We start from the raw sequence: 25,837 nt of genomic DNA, 5'->3' as shown, positions 1-25,837 counted from the left end.
GCGGGGTGAATAATATCAATCTTCCGGAATGATATATAGTATCTGTTCTTTATTCAAGATGGCCGTTTTATCGCGAAAACCTGCGATTGAAGTATTGTAAAGCGCGATAAATTTATCCGCATTTTTAATAATATCGCTTATTCTCTTTCCTTCATAAACGTAAATAGAGCCTCTGGCCTTTGTTCCATCTACCATTTTAATAATAACGGGTTTCGGGTTGCCTTCCAGCATGAAAGTGATTCCTTTCATAGGTCTTTCATTCGTCCTGTTACAGATTCAACAGAGAGATAATGAGGCATTATTAAAATATTTTCTGCGTTCTGTGGCTATTTTTTCAAGACAAAGTTCGATTCTGCGGTCAAACCCGCTTCTGCGTTCTTTGAATGATCTTCTTTCCGGCGTGTAATCAGAGTATGCAAATTCCCGCCTGTCTTCACCCGAACGTCTTCCGCCATTATCATTTTTAAATATTTCTTTTTTTAATGTGTTTATCAAGGGGCAGCCTTTTTATGATTAATTTAATCCTGCTTGTCCGGTTTGACCTTTTTCCCCATAGGTCAAAGCAAGCTTTATGCCAATTACAATAATAACCCATAATTGTCAAGTTTATAAGACAGTTATTCAACTATTACAAAATAATAAGAATTTATAACTAAACGAAATAATATAATAATATAGAAAAAATTACCCTAATTTTGTGAAAAGATTTACTCAGGCTCGCCGAAAAATAATTTTAGTTGACACCCGATGAAAGTGTCGTTAACGTAGCTTTCTTTAAAGGTTAACCAAAAAAAGGTTATTTGGGAAATGAAAGGACGCATCCTTAGTATCTTACAACAAAAAAAGGGAGTTGTTTCCGGGGAGAAACTCAGTTCCCAGCTGGGGATTTCAAGGGTGTCCATCTGGAAACATATGAATAAGCTTCAGGAATTTGGATATGATATCATCACCACCTCAAAGGGATATCAACTTGCAGGATCCCCTGACGTTCTTTTTCCATGGGAATTTCCCCAAAGGGAACCAAAGATTCAATATTTTCCTAAAGTGACTTCTACCATGGACATCGCCGGAAATCTTGCCAGAAAAGGGAGTCCTGATTTTACTGTGGTGATTGCCGAATGTCAGACAAAGGGAAGAGGGCGGTTAAAAAGGACCTGGTATTCATCCCAAGGAGGTCTGTATTTTACAATTATTCTAAGGCCTCCGATATCCCCGGTCCTAAGCCCGAGGATAAACTTTGCCGCTTCTCTGGCCCTGGTCAGGGTATTGCGCAAATTATACGGCGTGGATGCCATGGTAAAATGGCCCAACGATATTCTATGTGATGGAAAAAAGGTTTCAGGTATGCTCTCTGAAATGGAAGCGGAAGGGGATATGGTTACCTTTATAAACGTAGGCATGGGAATCAATGTGAATAATGATCCAGAAAAAAAAGAACCGGGGGCCACATCATTAAAAAAAATGATCGGAAGACAGCTAACCAGAAAAAAACTTCTGTCCGAATTTTTAGATGAATTTGAAAAAACAGTTCAGCTGAATACACTGGAAAAGACGATATCCAGGTGGAAAAAGTGCAACACCACTATCGGTCGACGGGTAAAAATAGTCACCAACCGGGAGGTTTCCGCAGGCTTGGCAATCGATGTGGATGACAACGGTGCATTGGTTCTGGAACTGGAAAACGGATCCATAAAAAAAATTATTTACGGAGACTGCTTTCATCAAATATGAACACGTCAATGCAACTTCGAATGACGGTATATGCCTCTTTGCTCGCCGCTTTAACCGCAGCCGGGGCATATCTGTCCATACCGATCGGGCCGGTTCCAATTATTTTGCAAAATATGTTTGTCATGCTTTCCGGTCTTTTGCTCGGAAGCAGGTGGGGTCTTGCCAGTGTTGGTGTATACCTTTTAGCCGGGGCGTGCGGACTGCCTGTTTTTTCCGGTGGTCTTGGGGGAATTTCACGCATGGTCGGACCTACCGGTGGATATCTTTTAGGATATCTTCCTGCGGTATACGTCATCGGCCTTATCACGGAAAAAGTAAAGCAAAATATGGTTTTTGATGTAATTGCAATGAGTTGTGGTTGTATTATTATTTATCTATGTGGGGTGACATGGCTAAAGATCCTGACCGGCATGACTGTTTCAAAAACTCTGGCAGTGGGGATGTATCCATTCTTAATCGGTGACGCATTAAAGATTGCAGCTGCTGCGGCTATTGCAAAGTCACTGCGGCCGGTAATAATGAGGAATTGAGTGAACATTATCGAAATAAAAAATATGACTCACCGTTTTGTAGACGGTACTGTTGGACTAGACGGAATCAACCTTTCAATCTGTGAAGGAGAGTTCATCGTTATCGGAGGGCAAAACGGTAGTGGCAAAACCACCCTTTTAAAACATTTAAACGGCCTTCTTCTGCCAACCCAGGGGACGGTTTTACTAGAAGGACTCGAGGTATCACGCCATATTAAAAAGGCAAGGCAAATGGTCGGCATGGTATTCCAAAATGCCGACAGCCAAATTGTGGGAGAAACGGTATATGCGGATGTGGCATTTGGCCCGGAGAATTTTTGCCTTGACCGGCAGGAGATAGATAAAAGAGTTTCAACCGCCCTGGTATCGGTTGATTTGACACAGCACGCAGACAAAAGTCCTCATTTGCTTTCGGGTGGTGAGAAAAGGCGGCTATCGATTGCAGGCATTCTTGCCATGGAGCCGAAAATTATCGTTTTTGATGAACCTTTTTCCAGCCTTGACTATCCCGGAGTCAGACAGGTGCTAAAACAGATTGTATCTTTGCATCATTCAGGACACACCATTATTGTGACCACTCACGATATTGAAAAGGTGATTGCCCATGCAAATCGACTGTTGATCATGCAGGATGGAAAGGTGGCCAGGGACGGGGTGCCTGCTGAAATAATGCGGGATGCAGAAATGTTCGGGGTAAAAATGCCATGCGCGACCCGACTGGGGATGGAGGTTGTCTCATGGCTGAGCTGACGGTTTTAAGCTATCACTGCGGAAAATCAATGTTGCACCAACTTGATGTTCGGTTTAAGCTTTTTTCCCTGGTATTAGTCAGTTTGACGGTTATTCAAGCAGACCATGCGGCACTATTTATTATCAGTTTGATGCTTATCACGGTTTTGCTTTACATACGTTTTCCCCTACGATCGTCTTTAATGGACCTAAGGTATTTTTTCATTTTGATGATTTTGATATTTTTTGCCCGGGCATTTTCCACTACAGGATCCGCTTTGGTCGAGTGGCGGTTTATCGTTCTTTCCCAACAGGGTGTTTATGAGGCCGCGATGGTCTGCTGGCGTCTTTTACTGGTGGTTTTTTTCAGCCTGTCATTTGTGTTAAGCACCCGGCCTTCAGAAATAAAGGCCGCCGTTGAATGGTTTTTACTTCCTTTTCCTTTTATTCCGCGGAAAAGGATTGCCGTGATGATGAGTTTGATTTTGAGATTTATGCCGGTGATTTATACGCAGGTAAAAGATACGGCGGATGCCCAGCGGGCAAGGGGTATCGAAGCTAGAAAAAATCCGCTATTCCGCTTGATAAAACTGCTAATCCCGGTGATCCGGCGTACTTTTGATGGTGCAGATGACCTGGCACTGGCCATGGAGGCGAGATGCTTTTCTGAACACAGGACAGATCCGGTACTTTCGGCCTCAGGAAAAGATTGGGTTGCACTTTTCATTATCGTATGCTTGTGTTCAGTGGCCGTGGTACTATGATGGCATAGTAATAGGTCTTTTTTATCACCTCGCCATGTTTGGCGATCGTGGTGGTTGAATTAAAAGTAAAACAAAGGAATAACTCATTTGAAAATCGTGGTTGTGGGCGCAGGTGAAGTTGGTTTTTATATCGCCAGCCATCTTGCCGACGAGAATAAAAATGTGGTGGTGATTGATAAGGACGATGGGGCCCTGCGCCGCGTGTCGGATAATATAGATGTCCAGGTGTTGAAGGGCTCCGGAAGCAGTCCGGTGGTATTGGCGGAAGCAGGCATCGAAAGCGCCGAGATATTTCTGGCAGTCACCAACAGCGATGAAGCAAACCTTGTTTCCTGTCTGGTGGCGGACATTATTTCTCCCACCACCAAAAAACTGGCACGTATCCGCAATGCGGATTATGATGGATATCATGAAAATTTTAAAAAATATGCACCCCACATCGATACGGTGATCAATCCTGAGATTGAAGTGGTAAAAACCATTGACCGCCTGATGAGTGTGCCGGGTGCGGCCGATGTGGGGGAATTTGCCGATGGCCGCATCAAATTTATCGGGATCTACCTTGACCAGGGCGCCGGGCTTTCCGGGGTAAAACTTTCAGATCTTCCCGAAAAAACAGGGGGGAAACGGCCGCTGATTGCTGCCATTGTTCGTGATGAAGAGTTGATTATCCCGCGGGGGAATGATCGACTGATGGCAGGAGACCTGGTCTATTTTATAAGTGAAGCCGATAAGCTGTCAGATACCCTAGGTGTTTTTGATAAGCATGCTCAGCCCCTGCGCCGTGTTTTGATTGTGGGAGGGGGGCGAATCGGATTTCGTCTGGCCGCACTTCTGGAAGAAAAGCCGATTCACAGCAAAATCATTGAAATTAAGCCCGAACGGTGCACCGAGCTGGCAGAAAAATTAAACCGGGCAGTGGTCCTTTGTGGAGACGGGTCGGATCAGGGAATTCTTTCGGAAGAGAATATACAGGATACTGATTTTGTCATCACCCTTACCGATGATGAAGAAACCAACATTTTAACTTCACTTTTAACAAAACGGATGGGGGCCCGAAAATCCATTGCTAGAATCAGCAAATTCAGCTATTTCCCCTTGATGAAAGCCATCGGTATTGAGCAGGTGGTGAGCCCCAGACTTTCGGCCATTAATACGATTTTGCAGCACATCCGAAAGGGTAAGGTGCTTTCCTCCATATCCATCAAAGGGGAACAGGCTGAGGTCATGGAAGCGGTGGCGCTGGAAACATCCGATATTGTGGGCAAGCCCTTAAAAGACATTTCATTTCCCAAAGGAGCCATGGTTGCCGGAATAATAAGGAAAGATGAAATTATTATTCCTTCCGGGGAAAGTGTCATTATGCCGGATGACAAGGTCATTATTTTTGCCAGAAGAAAAGCGGTTTCCAAAATTGAAAAAATTCTTGCGGTAAAACTAGAGTATTTTTAGATGCGCTGGCGTTATATTCTGAATATTACGGGAATATTGACCCTTTTTTTGGGATTCACCATGGTCTTCCCGCTGTTTGTCGGTCTGTATTACCAGGATCAAAGTGTGTTCCCTGTTTTAAAGTCAATGGGGATCACCATCCTTTTCGGTTTCATATTTCATATTCTTTTCAGAAGCGAAAAAACCAACTCTATCAGCCAGCGTGAAGGTATGGCGATTGTGGCCATGGGATGGACGGCTGCCGGTCTGTTTGGCGCACTTCCGTTTTATATCGGAACCGACTTTAGTTTTATCGATGCCTTTTTTGAATCGGTGTCAGGTTTTACCACCACCGGATCTTCGATTATAGCCAATATTGAGTCTCAATCCAAAGGACTTCTTTTCTGGCGAAGCTTTATTCAATGGCTGGGTGGAATGGGTATTATTGTCCTGTCGTTGGCGATTCTTCCTTTTTTAGGGCTGGGAGGAATGCAACTTTATAAGGCGGAAGTACCAAGCCCTGTTCCCGACAAACTGAAACCCCGCATCAGGGATACGGCCAGGCTTCTCTGGAAGGTTTATGCGCTTATTTCAATGGCAGAAGTCATCCTCCTCATGCTGGGAGGCATGGACTTATATCATGCACTGTGTCATACTTTTACAACCATGCCCACCGGTGGCTTTTCAACTCAAAATACTTCCATCGCTCATTTTAACAGCGTTTATTTTGACATCATATTTATTGTATTTATGCTGTTGGCAGGTATCAATTTTTCTCTTCATTACCAGATGCTAAAGGGAAAGCCGCTTGCTTTCTGGCGCGATTCGGAATGCCGGTTTTTTTTCGGAGGGGTGATTCTCCTGACTGCCGTTGTGAGTTTCAATATTTATGGCAGTGTATATGAGAAGGTTGGAGAGGCCATACGTTATGGCGCTTTTCAAGTGGTATCGATTGTGACCACCACGGGCTATGCCACAGCGGACTATGAAAAATGGCCGGCCATGTCCCAGTTTATTCTTTTAATATGTATGTTTTTAGGTGCTTCAGCCGGTTCCACCGGGGGAGGGGTAAAATGCCTCAGGGTGATGCTCTGTTTTAAGTTTTGTTATAAGGAACTATTTTCCATCATTCATCCCCGTGCGGTGACCCATATAAAAATAGGCGGAAAAACAGTGCCTGAAGATGTGATGAGAAGCATCCTGGGTTTTCTTGCACTTTACATTGGGATATTTGCGTTAAGCTCGGTTCTTCTTGCCGGTTTAGGGGTTGATCTGGTGACATCTTTTGGTGCGGTTGCCGCCTGTATTGGGAATATCGGCCCGGGGTTCGGGATGGTGGGCCCTGCAGAAAATTTTTCGCAGATACCCTATCTGGGCAAATGGCTGCTGATATGGTGCATGCTTTTAGGGAGGCTGGAGATATTTACGGTAATTATTTTTCTGGTCCCCGAATTTTGGCGCAAATAAAAAATTTCGATACTTTTTGTTGACAACAACAAAATATATGGTTAAATAAACAGTTTTTCATCGGGCCGTTAACTCAGTTGGTAGAGTATCTGCCTTTTAAGCAGAGAGTCGCGCGTTCGAGCCGCGCACGGCCCACCATGCGTCCCCATCGTCTAGCCTGGTCCAGGACATCCCGCTTATGCAAGCGGGACGACAGGAATAAAGGGCTATTAAAGATCACGTAGTTTGGGGTAGGGGACGCAAAGATGGCATCCGTCCCCATCGTCTAGCCTGGTCCAGGACACCGGCCTTTCACGCCGGCGACAGGGGTTCAAATCCCCTTGGGGACGCCATTTTAAAAGATAAGGGATACCGAAGCGAGAATCCGGCGTCCCTTTTTTATTGGTCCAGGACATCCCGCTTTGCAAGCGGGACGACAGGGGTTCAAATCCCCTTGGGGACGCCACAATAAAAGATAAGGGATACCTTGGAGCGAGAATCCGGTGTCCCTTTTTAATTGGTCCAGGACATCCCGCTTTGCAGGCGGGGCGACAGGGGTTCAAATCCCCTTGGGGACGCCATATTAAAAGATAAGGGATACCTTGGAGCAAGAATCCGGTGTCCCTTTTTAATTGGTCCAGGGCATCCCGCTTTGCAGGCGGGACGACAGGGGTTCAAATCCCCTTGGGGACGCCACATTAAAAGATAAGGGATATCGAAGCAAGAAAGCGGTGTCCCTTTTTTATTGATCCAGGGCATCCCGCTTTGCAAGCGGGACGACAGGGGTTCAAATCCCCTTGGGGACGCCACATTAAAAGATAAGGGATACCGAAGCAAGAAAGCGGTGTCCCTTTTTTATTGGTCCAGGACATCCCGCTTTGCAAGCGGGACGACAGGGGTTCAAATCCCCTTGGGGACGCCATTTTAAAAGATAAGGGATACCGAAGCAAGAAAGCGGTGTCCCTTTTTTATTGGTCCAGGGCATCCCGTTTTCCTCTCCCTGTTTTTATAACTTCATTTTATTACATCCATTTACCGGCATAACTATTCCTTTTCCAGAGGAAAAACTTCTGTGGCATAGTTATTGCTGATAATTTACTGGGAATAGAAAAACCTTAGGGACAAATCACTTAAGTTCGGTTGGACCGATATGGCATATTCCTTATGGTTTCAGGTAAATAGTGCTGTTTTAACCGGGATATTTATAAGGCGGTGCTGTCGCATGTGCAAGCGATTTGGCGTCAATATCTTGACTGAGGAAAGCAATTTGCCGGTGGGTTTACTTATGGCTGACAATTAAAGGCAGTTTTGTGGATTACTGAAACATCCGTCGAAAAAGCAAAATAGATAAAAAAAATTTAAGTTTTTTAACCAATTGGACGATATATATTTTATGCAATGTAGATCAAGCCAAATTGCTAGTAGAAAGAATACGTTATGAGTGATCCGTATAAACTTTTAATAGTCGATGATTCTAGGTTAATCCGCAGAGCTGTTTCAAATATTTTTAAGGATCAGGATAAGTTTCAGGTGGTGGGAGAGGCCGGCAATGGCAGGGAAGCTTTGGAGCTTCTACCCAAGTTGAATCCTGACGTGGTTACTCTGGATATAAATATGCCTGTCATGGACGGGCTTACCACATTGAAACACATTATGATTAAGAGTCCAACACCCACGGTTATGCTAAGTTCGTTGACTCAGGAAGGAGCGTCGGTGACATTTGACGCGTTAAAATACGGGGCGATCGATTTTATTCCAAAACCATCCAAAACAAATGGAAACAGTCTCGGAGAGCAGGAACTGAATATAATTAAGAAGGTAAAGCTTGCAGCCGAAGTTAAGATTGAATCGGTCCATTATATTAGATCGATTCCCCAAGAAAAGTCAAAAAAGAAACCGAATAAAAATGAGTGCAAAGGTATTTTTGCAATCGGTTCGTCCGAGGGCGGATACGGCGCACTCTTAAAAATTATACCACAAATTGTTCCTGATCTTCCGGTTGCACTGCTGGTAGTTATTTATGCAGATTCGCAGCATGTGGATGCTTTTGCAGGCTATCTTGACAGCCATAGTTTTGTAAAAGTTAGGCGGGCAAAAGATGGAGATGCCATCAAAGGGGGTGTTTGTTATCTTTGCTCAGGTGAGGAGTATGTGACGGTTCATTCGTCGGGCAATAGGTATAATTTACAGATAAGCCTTTCTCCTTTTTCAGAGAGAAGAGGTTCTGTAAATATGCTTATGTTTTCTGTGGCAGAGGTCATGAAAAACCGTGCGGTTGGCGTAATACTTTCAGGCTCCGGTGATGACGGGGCAGAGGGACTTGGCGAGGTTGTCAGAGTGGGGGGAAGAGCCATTGTTCAGGATCCGAAATGTTGTTTGTTTAGAGAGATGCCCTGTGCCGCCATCGATAAATGCAAACACCCGCTAATTATACCGGATGTGAAGATCGCCGAAAAGATCAATGCGTTGAGCCGCAACCATCTTAACAGGAACAATTAACATTACCGAAACATCCATTGGATGATGCACCGTTGGAAGAGAATAATATATATTAAAGGAATTCGTCTAACAGGCCGATATCAGATTCATAAACTTTATATATTTAAAACAAACTATGGAAGCCACCGGTAACTACGGGTGTTTTCAACAAAAAATCAGTGGAGGAATTCGTTATGTTAAAAAAGCTGAAATTAAAACTCAAATTAAGAACAAAGATGCTGGTTTACATTTTGTCGGTGACCACCATCGCTTTTGCGGCTGCAATTTTTATCATTACTCAACAGTCGTCCACCCTTGCCGGTAAAATGGCCATCGAGAGCGCAACTGAAACCGCCGGCAAGATGGCTGGAAGAGTGCTGGCAGAGCTGGAGGTCGGTATGGAAGCCGCCAGAACACTGTCACAATCTTTGGAGGGTATGAAAAAAAGGGGTGTTCCTCCCAGAGACATGATCGACGGTATTTTGAAAAACGTACTCGAACAGAACCCGTCGTTTGTCGGAGTGTGGACATGCTGGGAACCGAATGCTTTGGACGGCAGGGATCAGGACTTTATTAACGCCGTGGGGCATGACAGTACAGGCCGTTATGTACCTCATTGGAATAAGATGGAGGGAGAAGTCGATATTGAGCCTTTAAAGGACTATATTGAAGAAGGGAAAGGGAACTATTATCTGCTCCCCAAAAAAACAGGAAAAGAGACAATTATCGAGCCTTATAAATCAAAGGTAAAGGGCAAGGATGTGTTAATAACGACTCTGTGCGTTCCCATCAAGTATGCCAATACAATTGTCGGGGTGGCCGGTGTGAATATGGAATTGACTAAACTGAACGAAATTATGTCGACTACCAAACTCTACGACACGGGCTATATTAGTCTGATATCCAATGGGGCACTCTATGCCTGCCATCCAAAAAAGGAAAGACACGGTAATTCTTTTATAAATACCAACCCGTGGGCAGAGCCCTATTTAGGCGACATGAAATCGGGTAACGGTTTTACCGCTGATAGCTGGTCAAAGACGGCGCAGGCGTTTGTTAAAAGGATCGGTATGCCGGTTGAAATCGGAAAGACCGGTACTCCCTGGCTGGTTCTTGCCTCTGTTCCAAAGGCGCAGGTTTTAGCCGGCGTGATGAAAATCAGGAATATCAGTATCGCAATTGGTATTGTCGCGCTAGTGCTACTCGTAGCTGTCGTGTTTTTTGTGGCCAGAGGTATAGCCAATCCGATTGTGGCTGCATCGGAGGTCATCCACAAGGTTGCCACGGAGCGTGACCTCACCATTGAGGTACCGGTGAAAGGCAATGACGAAATCGGTGAAATGGGAAGGGAATTTAACAACATGCTTCACCAGCTCAGCGGTTCTTTCGGGGTGGTGGGGAAATCAGCCGTAGATGTGGTGAAACATGCCGAAGATGTGGCGAAACGAGCTGCGGCCAACAAGGAACGTGCTGAGGGAACGGTGCCGAAAGTGGAAAGGGCTGCCGATGTCCTCGGCAAAATGGGAGAAACGGCCGGTGAAGTCGCTTCAGGATCCTCCGCCCAGAAGGAAGCCGCCGAGGAATCAACCAAAACGACTGAGAAACTTACCAGGGCTATGAATTTGGTGGTGGAATCTGTAAAAGCCCAGGACCAGGAAGCGAAAACGGCGACTGAACGTGTGGCCGAAATGGGGGAAACCGGAGGCCAGGTGGTGGCATTGGCTGAGAAACAGGAAAAATCAGTGAAAAAGGTTAACGAGACTGTGAGTGAAATGGCCAAATCAGTTAAGGAGATGAACAAAGCGTCCGCTCAGGCTACTCGATTCGGGGAAAGGGCACTGAAGGCGGTTGAGGAAGGTTCCGAATCGGTTGCCGCTACGGTTGATGGTATGCGTGCCATTTCCGAATCTTCCGAGCAAATCGCGGAAATCATCACCGTGATCACCGAAATTGCCGAGCAAACCAACCTGCTGTCACTCAACGCTGCTATTGAGGCGGCCCGTGCAGGAGAGCACGGAAAGGGGTTCGCAGTGGTTGCGGACGAAGTTGGTAAACTTGCGCAGCGTTCTTCCGAAGCCGCCAAGGAGATTACGCAGCTTATAAAGGATTCGGCGAACCGTGTTTCCGAAGGAACCAAGCTTTCCACCCAGTCCAAAAAGGCCCTGGAAAAAATTGCTGAGGGCAGCGAGACCAACCTGAAAGCGATCGAGGAAATATCAAACGCGGCAAAACTCATGGCGGAATCTAACGAAAAAGTAAATGCCATGATGGAAGAGCTGAATGTGCTAGCCATTGAAATCGGTGGAATGGCCGGGAAACAGGGTGAGCGGCGTGAAACGACTCAGGCTGCGCTCGAAGTGCTGGTAGGCAAATCAAAAGAAATCGCAGGCATGGTTGAACAGGCAAACATGGATGCTGTTGCCATCGCCGGGGAAATGGAGAAAATTGCCGGACGTACCGACAGAATGCAGAAACTGACCAGCATGCAGGCTGAACGGTCTCAGCAGGTGACGTCTATTGCCGAAGAACAGGCAGCCGGAGCGAAACAAACCGTTCAAGGGGCCGGGCAGGTAGTGGAGATTACAAATGAACTGCAAAACCTTTCAAAGGAATTAACCAAGCAGGTGGCGCAGTTCAAGATCGATAGAAGTATACAGGCAGTTTCCGGAGATATAAGCTGAAGGGATAAATAAGCGAAAAACACCCAGTCACCCATTTCATTAAATGTTAAACGACAGATGGTGCCTGCGCTTAAAAACCCCATATTGCTGGTATCAGGCAATATTGTTTAATTAATTAAATAAGAGGTTTGAAATGCCAGAAGCAAACACAACCGTAACGCAGAACGAACCGGTAAAAGAAAAAATCAGGCAACTGGTGGGTTTTGTTATCGGAAAAGAAATGTTCGGTGTAGATATTCTTATGGTTCAGGAAATTATCAGATCGGCTCAGGTCATTCCGGTACCCAATTCACCGGATTTTATTGAAGGTATAATTAACCTTCGCGGAAGCATTATTCCGGTGATAGAATTGCGGAAACGGCTAAATCTTATCAAGCGGGAAGGAAAGACCAACAGCAATGAGTCGCAAGATACCTGGATTCTGATTCTCGACATCGGTGGGCGTGTGACCGGTTTTATAGTCGATAAAGTAACAGAGGTCCTCAAGATCGGGGAGAGTACAATTGAGCAGCCACCCGACCTGGTGGTGGCAGGGCTGAAAAGGCATTATATTCAGGGTGTGTGCAAGATTGATGCGAACCTGCTTATCCTGCTGGATTTTAATAATATTCTAAAGATAGAGGATATCAAGTTACTCAAAGAAGTCAAATCGGCCTAAAATTTAGAAAACCGAAATTCCGGCGAAAGCTGAAGTTAATCGATACTCAGCTGAATGAGAAAATGGCGAATATCCACAGGAGAAAATTTTATAACGCTCTTTTTGTCCCTTGATGACGCCGCAGTCACCTTCCCTGATTTCAAATTCAGCTTTCACTGGGAAGCATTTTGAAACTGCCTCAAAGGAGAATATTATGATTGATTTATCCTTACTTCAAGATTTTATAACCGAGGCGGGGGAACATCTTGAAGAACTCGAAGCCAGTCTGTTGAAACTGGAGACAGACCCCGAGAACAGTGAAATTTTAAACGATATTTTCAGATCGATGCATACCATAAAGGGCGCTGCAGAATTTATCGGTACGGAGAAAATTTCCACGTTGTCCCATAAACTGGAGAGCCTTCTGGAAACGCTGAGACATGGTGATAAAGAGCTCAATGAAGAAATCATCGATATTCTCATTAAGGCTAAGGACCGACTGTCAACACTGGTCGATGACCTTGTGCACAGTCAAAAGGAAGAGACAAAAATTGACGATCTTATCGAAGAAATCACCAAATTATCAAACGGTGATGTGAATATTGAAGAGAATTCCGAAAAGGAATGCGCCGTTGAAGATCAGCGTGCACAGCCTGAAGAAATCGTTGAGCACCTTGAAGAAGCTTTACGTGAGCCCGGGGACGAAGACGATAGGACAACACAGACCGTTACTGATAAGGAAACTGTCTTAAGGGCTGTTTGCAAAGAGATAAATGAAGAAGAATATGACAAGGAGCTTTTTGACATCTTTATTGAGCAGCTGAAGGAGAACCTGTCTACGTTAAGATCGAGCATATGGTCAGTAGATAGTGCGGAAAACAAGACTGAGATGTTGAACAACTGTTCGGACTGCGTCGAAAGCCTTCAATCATCTGCAAACTACATGGGGTATGAAAACCTGGTAGCGTTTTATGATGACTGGCGTAAGTGTATTGCCCAGGCATTAGAGGAATTGGCTTCAGGCAATGAGGTGTTAATTGGATTTATGGAGGAAAATGTTAAAAAGGTGCTGGGGTTTTTTCCTCAACTTAGGGAAACAGATTTATTAGACTTAAACCATAATGGGATCGACGCTTCTAATATAAAAGACTCTTTGGAAGAAAAACCGGAAGTGAATCCCGTGGATGAACCGATATCTGAGACAGGCAAGCATACCGCAAAGGATGAATCGGAAGGGACAGGGAAAGATCGGCAACTTCGCGATGAACTAAGCACAGCCTTTGATGCTTTCATGATGCCGGAACATGATGTCTCAGAAGAAAATCTTCAAAATGAAATAGAAAAGCTGCTGTTTACCCAGGGCGATGAGACTTGCAAAATTACCGATCCAGATCATGACGGCAGTGAAACCGGTATAAAACCGGTTATGGCTGTTCAAAACACGAACGGCGAAGCGGAGGAGGGCTTATTCTCAAGCGGTGAGGGCGTTACAGACGGCAGTGGCTCTTACGACTTGCCAGAAAACCTTGCAGCCAATGAGTTACCAAACGGCCTGCATGCAACCCAGGAACAACAAAACGATCGGACAGGAACCGAAAGACATCTGATTAAAGAAGAAGCCTTTCCTGAGGCACATGTAAAATCAGTTCAGCGCAACATTCGTGTAGATGCCAAAAAAATAGATAATTTAATGAACCAGGTGGGTGAGCTGGTGGTGAGTCGGGCCTGGTTTTCACAGTTACACAACGAGTTAAGGGAGTTACAGCAATATTTAAAGGAAAGCTATAGAATGAGCAAAGGCGAGGTGAAAAAGATTAACGGCCTTGCTTTCAGACTCAGCGAAGCAACCGTCTCTTTAGGCAGAGTCGCCGGCGAACTGCAGGGAGATGTGATGAAAATAAGAATGCTGCCTATTTCCCAGCTTTTTAATCGTTACCCGAGGCTGGTCAGAGATCTCGTTCACAATACCTCAAAGGAAGTGCGGCTGAAAGTCAAGGGTGAAGACACTGAACTGGATAAAATGATTATCGAACAAATTTCCGACCCGCTTATTCATATTATTCGCAATTCCGTTGATCACGGGATCGAAGCTGTTGAGGAGCGTAAAATCCTTGGTAAACCAGATTTTGGAAGGCTGACGCTGGAGGCATACCATGAAAGCAATCATGTGGTCATAGAAGTGTCCGACGACGGACAGGGCATCGACCCCGATTTAATAAAGGCCACGGCTGTAGAAAAAAATTTCTGTTCGAAAGCCGAGTTGAATCAAATGACCAACAGGGAAGTGCTGGATCTTATAGTGAAACCGGGATTTTCTACTGCGGCGAAAGTAACCAACACTTCCGGTCGCGGGGTCGGCATGGATGTCGTCAAAAGAAACATTGAAAAATTAAACGGCACCATCGACATCGACTCTGTGGTTGGCGAAGGAACCCGTTTTTGCATTAAAATACCGTTGACGCTTGCCATTATTCCGGCTTTGCTGGTCCGGGTGGGTACCGAGATTTATACCATTCCCCTATCCAATGTGGAAGAGACGATCCGAATTAGCGAATCGGAAACTTCGTTTTTAGAAGGCGTGGAAATCATTCGACTCCGGGATCGCACCCTTCCCCTTGTACGTTTGTCGAAAGAATTTGGCACAGTGTCGAAAGCGCTCGATCCTGACAGGATTTTTGTGGTTATCGTTAGCACGGGCACAAGAAGGGTCGGACTGGTCGTTGATGAACTGAAAGGTCAGGCGGAAGTGGTGATAAAACCCTTGGTGGATTATTTACAGGAAAAAAGTGGATTTTCCGGCGCCACCATCATCGGAGACGGGCGAATATCCCTTATCCTTGATATATTTGAACTGGTTGAACTTTCCATTGGGAAACAGTTAAATACCATAGTAAATCCTGACCTTATAGAAATTGCGGGATATAATCCGTCCTGGATTTCCGATGCTAGGGCCGAAGCAGAGCATCAACCGGAGCATTCCATTCACTGAGAACGATAGATAGAAACAGCGGTTCAGGATTTGCACAAATCATGAGCACATATATTCTTTAATAAAACCGGTTATAATATTTTATGTTTACAGCCGGGCACAACGCGCCCAAAGAAACAATTATTAGCAAGCCCTAAACAAAACAATGTTTGGAGTCGAAAAGGCAGGCATGGGAGACAACACCCAAAAGGTTCTAATCGTAGATGATGATCCGAGGATAATCAGCTGTTTATCAAAGGCCATGGCCGATGACCATGAGTGCTACGGTTTGCTGACCGCATCAAACGGACGGGAGGCCCTGGAGATTTTATCCCGTGAAGATGTTTTGATAGTTGTTTCAGATATTAAGATGCCGGGTATCTCTGGTCTGCATCTTTTGGCCGAAATAAGGGGCCATCATCCTGGAGTCAAAGTAATACTTATGACCGGCTATAGTACTCCTGATATAAGGCATGAGGTTAAACAGAGTAATTGCCTCGGTTTTCTTGAAAAACCATTCAAGACAGAGCAGTTGTTACAGATGGTGCGGGAACAGATCACCGCAAAAGAGAATGGATTCGCCGGCACTTTGAAAAATATTCAGCTGTCGGATCTGATTCAAATGTGCTGCCTGGCCGGGGCCAGCATGGCTATCAGCGTCGTGCAGGACTTTCAGAAAGGAACTATCGTAATTGAAGACGGGGAGATCGTTCATGCTGTTTATGAGGATATAACCGGGGAAGAAGCCTTTTACGAGATCCTGCTGTGGGAGAGTGGCCGTTTCGAAACGCTAACCGGTGTACCAGTTGCTGAACCGACAATTGAAAAGAGCTATCAGTACCTTCTTCTGGAAGCAGCGCACAAGACTGATATGAGAAATGAGGCAATGTTGGCGGAAGATGAGGAAACCGACCCTGAACATGATAAGCAAAAAGATTCCAACGAGGTTGTTTCAGTTGACAAGATTCACCAAATACGGGTGCTAATTGTGGACGATTCGCCCATGATGTGCAAAATCCTGACAAATATCCTCATCGCTGAGGGTGATGTTGCAATCGTCGGAACCGCACAAAACGGTGAAGAGGCTTTAAAAAAAATGAATGATCTGCAGCCGGACATTATTACACTTGATGTGAATATGCCGGTGATGAACGGCAGCACGACATTAAAGCATATAATGATAAAAAACCCCTGCCCGGTAATTATCATCAGCAGCATCGGTAACAGGTCCCAGAAAAATATTTTTGAGTTTTTACGTCTCGGAGCGGTTGATTTTATCAACAAGCCGAAAAAGACCGATGATGTGGCGGTAAAGCAACTGAAAATAATAGAAAAAATACGAATTGCCGCAGGAGCTCGAATCAGCGGATTCAAACGGGGGAAAGATGCCAAGGTGGTAATGAGGCCATCCAGCCCCTCAGGAAAACGGTTACCCTGTGAACAGTTGGTGGTAATCAGTTCGGGGGCCGGAGCATTTAACGAACTGGTGAATATGTTCAATCTTTTACGCCATGATACACAGGTCGGTATTTTTGCCCTCCATGATATGCCGCCTGAGTTCATAATCCCTCTGTCGGATTATCTAAACCAAAGGAGCGATGCGACCGTTTTGCCGGTGGAAAAGGGCGCTTCTTTGTTTGGGGGACAATGTTATATAGGCACGAATAGGGTTTCTTTAAGGCTTAATAACGTACAGGGCGACTATAATGTGGATATGGAAAATACGGTTGGAGCAGGCAGCCAAACGAATCATCATTTTGACGGTTTCCTACTTTCTGTCTGCAATTCATTCAGCGGACCCATTCAGGGAGTGCTGCTGTCAGGTGCCGATGTCGGTGATCTGGAGGGTTTGCGGAGTATTAAAGAAAGAAATGGTCGAATTATTACTCAACCATTGCGCTCCTGTATGGTTCCGGGTCCCTTGGAAAAAGCCTTTCAGTCCGGGCTGGTGGATTGCGAGGCCGGTACCAAAGAAATCGTGGAGCAGATCCTGGAGCAAAAGGAATGAGTAGTAAGTGAACGATTGAATCAGGATATTTTATTTAAATCTGTGTTGGCTTTGCTGGCCATTTTTACTGAAGTCGTCAGCAAAACGTTTTTAAAATCAGGCTCGAATTTGTAACTAATGATGATATGGAAAAAAAAATAAAAGTGCTGGTGGTGGACGACGCCTTGTTCATGCGAAAAGCCGTAACTGATATTCTGGAAAAGGATGACGGTATTCAAGTTCTGGATACCGCGAAAAACGGGAAAGAGGGGTTGAGTAAAATAAAAAAGCTGCATCCCGATGTCATTACCTTGGATATTGACATGCCGGTGATGGACGGGCTGACGGCCATAAGACATATTATGATCGAATCCCCGGTACCCATTGTTGTTTTAAGCTCTTTATTCAGCGATGGGGCCATTACATTTGACGCCCTGCGGCTTGGCGTAGTGGATTTTATTCCAAAACCATCCGGTGCCATTTCCCAGGATATTGGCAGAGAAAGGCAGCATGTAATTGATCGGATCAAAATCGCACATTCAGTGAATCTTGAAAACATGCGCAGGGTAAAGCTAAAAAAATCAAATACCGCTAAAAAATTGTCCGATCTATACGGGTACCGCTCATTGGATCATATTCTTGCAGTGGGAACAAACCTGACCGGACCGAATACGATCATTCGTTTGATCTCGGGCCTTTCGCCGGAGTTGCCGGCTGCGGTGGTGGTGGTGCAGGAAATCTCACCGCAAATTATTTCTTCTTTCGTGGAAAGGTTCGATATGCTGGTACCCTGGAAGGTGGAGGTTGCCAGAGATGGCACGACTCTTAAGCCCGGAACCTGCTATATCAGCTCCAATAAAAACAAATTTTGTATGGATCTGAATTCTGACGGAGAAGCCTGTTTGAAGAGGCATAATGGTACCCAGCGTCCTTTGAATGTTCTTTTTTCCTCAGCGGCCGAGATCTATCGCCAAGATGCCATCGGTTTATTATTGACCGGACTTGGGGATGACGGGGCAGAGGGTTTTGGAAGAATTAAAAGCGAAGGTGGGGTCACTGTCGCTCAGGATGCCGAATGTTGTGTTTACCCCAACCTGACGCACCATGCCATTCAAAGCGGAACGGTGGATATCGTGGTGAATGAGAAAACAATGCCCGGGACCATAGAATCGATAATGAGCAGGTCGGCATAGGGTGTGCAAGAAATGCGCTTAAATTTTCAAAGCCGTTTACGGCTGGAAACTTGAAATCGGTCCATAAAAGTTCGGGAAATTTGAAGAAACCAAATAAGGTGTTGTCATGATTGTTACATGCAAAAATTGTGAATCCAGTTTTAAGCTGGATGAAGGCGTTATAAAAAAACAAAGCGTTAAGGTCAGATGCTCCAAATGCAATTATGTTTTTTCCGTATTCAGGCCAGGCACAATCCAGGAACCTGAGCAAGAAGCAGACTGCACTAAACATGCGGTGGAAACTGCGGCAGTTCAACAGGAAGTTCAATTTGCTTCATCTGGGACAAATCAGCTTTTTGGCGTGGGGGAGGGAAAAAGTGAAAAACAAACCCCGGTGAAGACCATCGTTATTACCAATCAAAAGGGAGGTGTGGCTAAAACATCCACCTGCCTGAACCTTGGTGTATCTCTGGCCCTGCTTAACAAGAGGGTTTTGCTGGTCGATTTTGATGCCCAATCAAATTTAACCGTTTGTCTGGGTTACCAGAGTACGGAATCTTTTTATGAGATATTAAATTCCGAGAATAAGGATTTGGCCGAAATCCTCATCAAAACGCCTTATCCGAATCTTTCACTGTTGCCTTCAGGTAAGAATATGGTTTTGTTAAACAAAAAATACTTTAATGCAGCCAATTATGAATACATTCTAAAGCATGAACTGAATGCCATTAAAGATCAATTTGATTATATATTGATAGACACGCCACCATCGATTGAATTTTTTACCATAAATGCCTTGACGGCTGCCGACCTTGCAATCATTCCCTGCCAGTGTGAATATCTGGCGACATACGGAGTGAACCGGATAATCAAGATCATTCAACTGATCAAAGAAAAAACCAATCCTGATATCGATTATAAGATACTATTTACCATGTACGAAGATAGTGCTGTCGTATCAGAATTGATCCGTACTAAATTGAAACAAAAATATGACGGCAGAACCTTTAACACCATTATAGAGTACGATACGAAAATCAAGGAGTCACAAATATTGCGCAAGCCAGCCATTTACCATAACAAAAAGAGCAGAGCCGGGATTCAGTATTACAGCCTGGCAAAAGGTATGCTCGGCAGATAACGCATGAACAGAGAGGTTTTGAACTTGAACCGTTCTATTAAAATGGAGGATAGATTATGAAAAAAAATCAAATTAAATTAGTCATTATTGCTATGGCAATGATGATCACAATGGCATTTTCCGCCTCGGTGCAGGCAGATTATCAGATCGGAATTTTGGCCAAACGGGGAGCTCAAAAGACTTATGAAAAATGGAATTCCACTGCAGAGTACCTGACAAGAAGGGTTGGAGAAAGGTTTACCGTTGTGCCTCTTAAGTTTGTAGAAATTGACCAGGCAGTAAAGACCGGAAGAATTGACTTCCTGCTGGCAAACTCGGCATTTTATGTGGTGATGCGTGAAAAGTACGGCGTGAAGGCAATTGCAACGCTGATGAATGCTAAAAAAGGCCTTGCCACCTATGAATTCGGCGGTGTTATCTTTGCCAGGAGAAACAGTTCCATTAAAAAATTATCCGACATCAAAGGAAAAAAGTTTATGTGTGTGAAATATTCTTCCTTTGGCGGTGCTCACATGGCCTGGCGACTTTTGATGGAAAACGGTATAGACCCCAGGAAGGATTGTAAGGCCTTTTTGGAAGGCGGCACGCATGATAAGGTCGTGATGGCGGTAAAATCAGGAGCCGTTGATGTCGGTACCGTGAGGTCGGACACCCTTGAAAGGATGGAAGAAGAGGGTCTGATCAGTATGAGTCAATTTTATGTCATTAATCAGATTCGTGACTCTTTTCCCTTTGCTCACAGCACGCGACTTTATCCCGTATGGCCAATGGCAAAAACGGTAAAAACCGATACGATAATCGCCAGAAAAGTATCCAAGGCTCTGATGCTCATTGAGGCGGATTCAAAGGTTTCCAGAGATTCCAAGGTGACCGGCTGGACTTACCCGGCCGATTATGAGCCGGTGCGTGATTGTCTGGTTGACATCAAATACGGTATTTTCGCCAATATGTAGCCGATTGGGGAAAGGGGTAAAACCTTGAAAACGACCGCGCTTGTATTTTTACGGATAATCATCGGTTTTTCGGTGATATTGTTTTTTGCAGGCTGTATCAGCAGTGGAAGCCATAAGGGCCGGTTAAACAGGGATCTACATCTGGAGAAAGAAACCGCTGTACAACCTACATTCGTGAAGCAAAAGCCCGAACTTGAGCCGGAGTCGTCTTTAAACGGATCTTTACCGACTGCTGTCAAGAATAGAGAAGGCAGGGACAGTGCGACACGTAAAAAATTCAGCAAGAAAAGTACCGGCAGAAAAAAGAAAAGCAGGCAGCGGGCATTAAAACCTCTTTCCTCAACTCACCAGGAAAAAGGCGGATCCCAAAATGAAGCCGGTGAAACGTTTTCCGAAGAAAAGACCGTAATACTTCCGGACGGAAAGATATATGAAGGGAAAATTATTAATGGGAAGAGATACGGATTCGGCAGACTGATTTATCCCGACGGTTTGGAATACGAAGGCGATTTTATCGACGATCGGCAGGAAGGCTACGGCACATACATATTCCCCGATGGGCGAAGGTACGTCGGCCAATTCAATGCCGGCAAGCGAAACGGGCATGGTACGCTGACATCTCCGGATGGCAGGGTATATACCGGGCAATGGAAAGATGGAATGATTACCGGTTATGGAACGTTGACTTATGCGGACGGAACCGTAAAGACCGGGCGATGGCTGGATGGTATCTTTTTGGGCAAGTAAACTAACCAGTGCTCAATTTTTCAGACGTTAACTGTAATGGACAACAGCTTTAAAACTTATCAATGAAAAGGTGAAGGCCAATGAGCAAGCGCATTTTAATTGTTGATGACTCTTCCATGATGCGAAAGATGATTACTAAAATTTTGCAACCCGAAGGCCATAACATAGTCGGGGAAGCCAAAAACGGTAAGGAAGCGGTGGAGCTTTACAAATCTTTAAAACCGGATCTGGTGACAATGGATATTACCATGCGGGATATGGACGGCTTTGCCGCTGCAAAGGAAATTCTTCGATACGACGATGAAGCAAGGATCCTCTTCCTTTCCAATCTGGACAAGGATAAATATGGTGAGGATGCTCAGCGTCTGGGTGCCGTAGGGTATGTCAACAAGAACAAATCGAGAGAAATACTTGAGATTATAGAAAATCCGTAATTTCAGAGAATCATGATTCATATTAAGGATCAGGTGCAGTGGAAGATAATAAAAAAAGAGGTCATTACCTAAAGCGGTCTGGGAATGTTATAGATGAGATCAGGAGAAATCGCGTTCCCGGTATTAGCAAAAAAATATTGATCTATTTCTCCCTGGTATTTTTTGTCATTTTTCTTGTTGGGATCGGTTTGATTTACGAGTTGGGGCGTGACCGCCTGCAAAAGGAAATCGCAGAGGACATGGTCAGGCAGTTTTCGCAGAGCGAATATGCACTTCCGGAGGTGAATGAAATAACAAATATACTGAGGCGCATACAAGATCGCGTGATCTTGGGCATATCCGCCTTGTTGCTGTGTGTGATCGCATCCATGTATGTTTTTATGCGTTATTTTGTCAGACCTATTGATCACATGGGAAAGACTGTATACCAGATGACCAGGGGACATCTGGATGCAATGGTGTCGGAATGCGCCAATAGCGAAATCAATAAGATCGGAGAGCTGATCAATGACCTGGCAATAGATTTGCAGGAAATACTGCTGCATGTCTGGAGTCATACCGGCCAGGATATTATACTGATGGATAGGATTGTCAGGGTATGCGGTGCAAAATCAGGGGGAGACGGTATCCCTGAGGAAATAAAAGATGATCTTAGAATAGTCCGGCAGGATATCGAGGATATGCAAAACATGGTTAAAGCCTTTGATTATTATAATGTTCGGTTTGATAAAGAAAAAATAATAGCTGAAGAACAACTAAAGTGACTACCATACCAACAAGAAATTCACCTTTTATTCTGTCGATTTTCATTTTTTCCCTTGCTCTTTTGTTATGGGAATTGACAGCGCGTTTCAGCGGCTGGAGTGAGCATGTTTTCCCAGGGCCGTCTGAAGTTATTATAGGATTGTGGGAATTGACTGCCGACGGTACTTTATTTAAGCACTCTGTGGCAAGCCTTTTCAGGGTTACCACCGGGTTCTACTTTGCTATACTGTTGGGGATCCCGCTTGGTATTTTATTGGGACGACTGGAGTCAGCCAGACTTTTACTGAATCCGATTATTCAGTTTTTACGTCCCATATCTCCACTTGCCTGGATTCCGCTTTCAATGCTATGGTTTGGAATAGGTGATAAACCCGCTGTTTTTCTTATTTTCCTGTCAAGCTTTTTCCCTCTTGTTGTGTCAACTACCGTAGCTGTATGCTCAATCAATCCAATCTATTTCCAGGTTGCTTCAAACTTTAACTTCAGCAGGTCTGAAGTAGTATTGAAAATTGTCATTCCTGCAATAATCCCGGAAGTGGTTACAGCTTTGAGATTAACTGTAACCATAGCCTGGCTTGTTGTGGTTGCCGCTGAGATGATTGCAGTCCAGTCGGGCTTGGGGTACCTGATTTTAGATTCCCGGAATGCCCTTCGTATGGATTATGTGATGGACGGAATGATAGTTATCGGCATAATAGGTTTGTTGCTCGATTACATCATGAGACGGCTAGGCAGGATAGATTCGGCTTTTTGGGGATCTGTGGTTTAACAAATTTCACCACAAACACACAAAGAACATAGAAGAAGGCAATATAAGCAAACTGGCGGTTACAGCTGGGAAGTAGTAAAAGTATGAGGCATATTGTTTTAAAAAATATAACCAAGGAGTTTAAAAACAGGCGGCGGATTCGCCGGGAGCCTGATGACCCGGAAGGGTTCGGAGAGATAATCCGTGTGTTGGACAATATAAACCTTCAGTTTGATCATGGAGAAATGGTTTGTATCTTAGGCCCTTCCGGATGCGGAAAATCTACTTTGCTTGGTATAATAGCCGGTTTCGATAAGTCGACCTCGGGGGGTGTTCTTATTGATGATAACCAGGTTGACGGACCGAGTTCAGATAATATTTTTGTTTTTCAGCACAGCGGTCTTCTTCCCTGGATGACCGTATGGGAGAATATTGAGCTTGGCTTGCGGCATATGAAGGATATCGATCTGAAAAAAGAAAAGATACAAGAATTTATTGAAATGGTTGAACTTGAAGGGTTTGAAGATCACTATCCTCATCAGCTCTCTGGTGGAATGCAACGACGGGCTGAACTGGCACGGGCAATTATCGTTAATCCCGATATGCTTATTATGGACGAACCTTTCAGCGGCCTTGATTTTTTAACGCATATGAAAATACGAGAAGAAGTCGTCAACATGCATGAATTCCTCGGCAAAACAACCTTGCTGGTCACACATGATATTGATGATGCTCTTATTATGGGTGACCGTATTATTGTCATGAGCGGAAGACCTTCGTGTGTAAAACTTGAACGCAAACTTGATTTTCCACACCCTCGCAATTTTGAGAAAGAAGCAAAGCTCAGAGAACTTCGTGATGAAGTATTCTTAATGCTCGGTGTAAGTTATGCGGTATAATTTTTTTAAAAATAATTTCCAGCTCTCCTTAGCCTGGCGTATATGTGTTTTAAGTGTGGGATGGCTAGCGGTTATATCGTCACTCCATTGGTGGCTCAATTTCGATCATGGAAAAAGAAAAATTGTTAAAATGGGGTATATGCCGGTGATCACAAATCTTGCTGCTCCCCTGCTGGATCATGTAACCGTAGGCGGTAACGGTATTCGGTTCAGCGCAATAAAGTTTAACTCATTTGCAGAGATGGCGGAAGCGTTTCGAAACAACAAAATTCAGGTTGCTTTTATGATTGCTCCGCTTGCGATAGTGCTCAGGCAGCAGGGCGAAGATGTTAAAATTATTTATATAGGCAACCGTCACGAAAGTACGCTTGTGGTCAGAAAAGGCCTAAATGTTAATCACATTAGTGATCTTGCCAGCAGAACTGTTGCTGTTCCCATGCGTTATTCAGGGCATAACATCAGTATCATGCAGCTTATGGAAAAAAATTTTTTAGGCGGGCAGATCAGAGTGGTAGAGATGAATCCGCCTGATATGGCTTCTGCATTAACCGCCGGTTCCCTTGACGCATATTATGTCGGTGAGCCTTTTGCCGCTCAGACGCTAAAAAGTGGTGATGCAAAGGTTCTAAAGTATGTGGAGGATGTCTGGCCCAATTTTATCTGTAACCTCGCTCTGGTACGGAAAGATTTTATAGAAAATAATCATGAGATTGTTAAGATCCTTGTTCAGGGCGCTGCCAGGTCTGGAGTGTGGGCGAAGAAAAACTGCAGGGCGGCGGCAACTATTGCGTCCGACTATTGGAATCAACCGGTGGAGCTGGTAGAGTTTGCATTAACGACGCCTGAAAACAGAATTGAATACGATCAATTTGTACCAAGAGAAGAGGAAATTCAGCATCTGGCTGATTTGATGGTACGTTTTAATCTGCTTAAAAGTAATGATATTTCAGGACTGGTCGACGACCATTTCGCAAAGGCCATTGATTTACAAGGGGTTTCTGACCTTGCATCTATCTTGAATCTCCCTCCGTGTTCCCAAACCCTTGCTGCAGAGTTTTCACGATCAGGAAGTTGAAAAGCTGTTTGTTGCGATAATTAAACCTAAACGATACCTCTGGCGCATATATTCTGCTAAATGATCTTTTTCGGGAAGATCACTTCGTAACATGTCGCTTAAAATACGTTTAAGCAATCCAAGCCGGGAGGAAAATGAAGGAAAGTTGTTCTCAGGCTTTTTGACCCTTAAGTGGAATAGAGGTTCTCCAAAATGGTTGCTGAGATCTGCTGGATGGCATCCGTGAAGATGGTTTGGGTTGATATTCCTTAGTTGGTCTCTGTCCATATCTACCTCCTTTTTTCTACTTTTAATAGAAAATACAGATAGATAATGCAACTAAACCATTTAGACGCCAATTATCACTTTGTTACGTTTTAATGGAGACTATCTTAAAAAAACCAGACTTGTCAAAACCTTTGATATCTATTTAGAGTTTTATCCATAGTCCCGGCGTAGACGGATCTCAGGTTACAAGTTTATCCTATGCGTTTCCACTCGATTATCAGATGAAGATAATGAATGAGGGATTATTGATAAAA

The 25,837-nt window shown here is 44.5% G+C and carries 23 protein-coding genes and 7 tRNA genes; 27 read left to right on the top strand and 3 right to left on the bottom strand.

From position 1 onward, the window contains the following. Positions 1-15: 15 nt before the first annotated feature. Together SWH54_00705 and SWH54_00700 are read right to left on the bottom strand one after the other, a co-directional pair. Entirely contained in the window at positions 16-249 is a 234-nt protein-coding gene (locus tag SWH54_00705) for a hypothetical protein (protein ID MDY6789762.1), read from the bottom strand. Positions 250-276: 27 nt separating this feature from the next. Next, positions 277-495 (bottom strand): hypothetical protein, encoded by a 219-nt coding sequence (locus tag SWH54_00700; protein MDY6789761.1) that lies wholly within the window; start codon positions 493-495, stop codon positions 277-279. A 312-nt stretch (positions 496-807) separates the two neighbouring features. Here SWH54_00700 and SWH54_00695 point away from each other — a divergent pair, with 312 nt between their 5' ends. The 27 genes from SWH54_00695 (at position 808) to SWH54_00565 (ending at position 25,316) form a co-directional block, all read left to right on the top strand. Further along, a complete protein-coding gene (locus SWH54_00695) occupies positions 808-1,731 on the top strand; it encodes a biotin--[acetyl-CoA-carboxylase] ligase (protein ID MDY6789760.1) in 924 nt (307 codons plus the stop codon). A gap of 8 nt (positions 1,732-1,739) precedes the next feature. Then, positions 1,740-2,261: a biotin transporter BioY gene (locus SWH54_00690; GenBank protein MDY6789759.1), complete on the top strand. Its 522-nt coding sequence runs from the start codon at positions 1,740-1,742 to the stop codon at positions 2,259-2,261. After that, positions 2,262-3,011, top strand: a complete 750-nt coding sequence (locus SWH54_00685) for an ATP-binding cassette domain-containing protein (protein MDY6789758.1) — start codon at positions 2,262-2,264, stop codon at positions 3,009-3,011. Continuing rightward, complete coding sequence (locus tag SWH54_00680) at positions 2,999-3,754, top strand: energy-coupling factor transporter transmembrane component T (protein ID MDY6789757.1); 756 nt, start codon at positions 2,999-3,001, stop codon at positions 3,752-3,754. Before SWH54_00685 ends, SWH54_00680 begins: the two co-directional genes overlap by 13 nt. Before the next feature lie 87 nt (positions 3,755-3,841). After that, complete coding sequence (trkA, locus tag SWH54_00675; GenBank protein MDY6789756.1) at positions 3,842-5,206, top strand: Trk system potassium transporter TrkA; 1,365 nt, start codon at positions 3,842-3,844, stop codon at positions 5,204-5,206. Beyond that, positions 5,207-6,652, top strand: a complete 1,446-nt coding sequence (locus SWH54_00670) for a TrkH family potassium uptake protein (GenBank protein MDY6789755.1) — start codon at positions 5,207-5,209, stop codon at positions 6,650-6,652. A gap of 62 nt (positions 6,653-6,714) precedes the next feature. After that, positions 6,715-6,790 (top strand) — tRNA-Lys (locus tag SWH54_00665). 116 nt (positions 6,791-6,906) lie between these two features. Then, positions 6,907-6,984 (top strand) — tRNA-Glu (locus SWH54_00660). Between the two features lie 37 nt (positions 6,985-7,021). Further along, positions 7,022-7,097: transfer RNA gene (locus SWH54_00655), tRNA-Ala, on the top strand. A gap of 39 nt (positions 7,098-7,136) precedes the next feature. Next, positions 7,137-7,212: transfer RNA gene (locus SWH54_00650), tRNA-Ala, on the top strand. A gap of 39 nt (positions 7,213-7,251) precedes the next feature. Continuing rightward, positions 7,252-7,327 (top strand) — tRNA-Ala (locus tag SWH54_00645). A gap of 37 nt (positions 7,328-7,364) precedes the next feature. Continuing rightward, positions 7,365-7,440: transfer RNA gene (locus SWH54_00640), tRNA-OTHER, on the top strand. A 37-nt stretch (positions 7,441-7,477) separates the two neighbouring features. Beyond that, positions 7,478-7,553 (top strand) — tRNA-Ala (locus tag SWH54_00635). A gap of 515 nt (positions 7,554-8,068) precedes the next feature. Then, on the top strand, positions 8,069-9,130 hold the full coding sequence (locus SWH54_00630; GenBank protein MDY6789754.1) for a chemotaxis protein CheB: 1,062 nt from the start codon (positions 8,069-8,071) through the stop codon (positions 9,128-9,130). A 173-nt stretch (positions 9,131-9,303) separates the two neighbouring features. Continuing rightward, positions 9,304-11,790 (top strand): methyl-accepting chemotaxis protein, encoded by a 2,487-nt coding sequence (locus tag SWH54_00625; protein MDY6789753.1) that lies wholly within the window; start codon positions 9,304-9,306, stop codon positions 11,788-11,790. Between the two features lie 133 nt (positions 11,791-11,923). Next, positions 11,924-12,448: a chemotaxis protein CheW gene (locus SWH54_00620; protein MDY6789752.1), complete on the top strand. Its 525-nt coding sequence runs from the start codon at positions 11,924-11,926 to the stop codon at positions 12,446-12,448. A 193-nt stretch (positions 12,449-12,641) separates the two neighbouring features. Continuing rightward, on the top strand, positions 12,642-15,416 hold the full coding sequence (locus SWH54_00615) for a chemotaxis protein CheA (protein ID MDY6789751.1): 2,775 nt from the start codon (positions 12,642-12,644) through the stop codon (positions 15,414-15,416). A gap of 145 nt (positions 15,417-15,561) precedes the next feature. Then, positions 15,562-17,403, top strand: coding sequence for a response regulator (locus SWH54_00610; protein ID MDY6789750.1), 1,842 nt, complete (start codon positions 15,562-15,564; stop codon positions 17,401-17,403). A gap of 125 nt (positions 17,404-17,528) precedes the next feature. Beyond that, positions 17,529-18,575 (top strand): chemotaxis protein CheB, encoded by a 1,047-nt coding sequence (locus SWH54_00605; GenBank protein ID MDY6789749.1) that lies wholly within the window; start codon positions 17,529-17,531, stop codon positions 18,573-18,575. A 106-nt stretch (positions 18,576-18,681) separates the two neighbouring features. Continuing rightward, complete coding sequence (locus SWH54_00600; protein MDY6789748.1) at positions 18,682-19,695, top strand: AAA family ATPase; 1,014 nt, start codon at positions 18,682-18,684, stop codon at positions 19,693-19,695. Positions 19,696-19,751: 56 nt separating this feature from the next. After that, positions 19,752-20,648, top strand: coding sequence for a phosphate/phosphite/phosphonate ABC transporter substrate-binding protein (locus tag SWH54_00595; GenBank protein MDY6789747.1), 897 nt, complete (start codon positions 19,752-19,754; stop codon positions 20,646-20,648). 24 nt (positions 20,649-20,672) lie between these two features. Next, positions 20,673-21,395 carry a hypothetical protein gene (locus SWH54_00590; GenBank protein MDY6789746.1) on the top strand — a complete coding sequence of 241 codons (723 nt, stop codon included), beginning with the start codon at positions 20,673-20,675 and terminating at the stop codon, positions 21,393-21,395. Between the two features lie 80 nt (positions 21,396-21,475). Continuing rightward, positions 21,476-21,829 (top strand): response regulator, encoded by a 354-nt coding sequence (locus tag SWH54_00585; protein ID MDY6789745.1) that lies wholly within the window; start codon positions 21,476-21,478, stop codon positions 21,827-21,829. A 38-nt stretch (positions 21,830-21,867) separates the two neighbouring features. After that, positions 21,868-22,593, top strand: a complete 726-nt coding sequence (locus SWH54_00580; protein MDY6789744.1) for a hypothetical protein — start codon at positions 21,868-21,870, stop codon at positions 22,591-22,593. Then, positions 22,590-23,363, top strand: coding sequence for an ABC transporter permease (locus SWH54_00575; protein MDY6789743.1), 774 nt, complete (start codon positions 22,590-22,592; stop codon positions 23,361-23,363). The genes SWH54_00580 and SWH54_00575 overlap by 4 nt, the downstream gene beginning before the upstream one ends. Before the next feature lie 83 nt (positions 23,364-23,446). Next, the gene (locus tag SWH54_00570; protein ID MDY6789742.1) at positions 23,447-24,241 is read left to right on the top strand and encodes an ABC transporter ATP-binding protein; all 795 of its coding nucleotides are present in this window, start codon (positions 23,447-23,449) and stop codon (positions 24,239-24,241) included. Next, positions 24,231-25,316 carry an ABC transporter substrate-binding protein gene (locus SWH54_00565; GenBank protein MDY6789741.1) on the top strand — a complete coding sequence of 362 codons (1,086 nt, stop codon included), beginning with the start codon at positions 24,231-24,233 and terminating at the stop codon, positions 25,314-25,316. The genes SWH54_00570 and SWH54_00565 overlap by 11 nt, the downstream gene beginning before the upstream one ends. Here SWH54_00565 and SWH54_00560 read toward each other — a convergent pair. After that, positions 25,305-25,583, bottom strand: a complete 279-nt coding sequence (locus SWH54_00560) for a hypothetical protein (GenBank protein MDY6789740.1) — start codon at positions 25,581-25,583, stop codon at positions 25,305-25,307. The two genes, SWH54_00565 and SWH54_00560, sit on opposite strands and share 12 nt — an antisense overlap. Positions 25,584-25,837: the final 254 nt, after the last annotated feature.

It is taken from the genome of Thermodesulfobacteriota bacterium (genome assembly GCA_034189135.1).
Lineage (GTDB): Bacteria > Desulfobacterota > Desulfobacteria > Desulfobacterales > JAUWMJ01 > JAUWMJ01.
The sequence above is the reverse complement of the archived record's forward strand: the minus strand, read 5'-3'. Positions and strand labels throughout refer to the sequence as shown.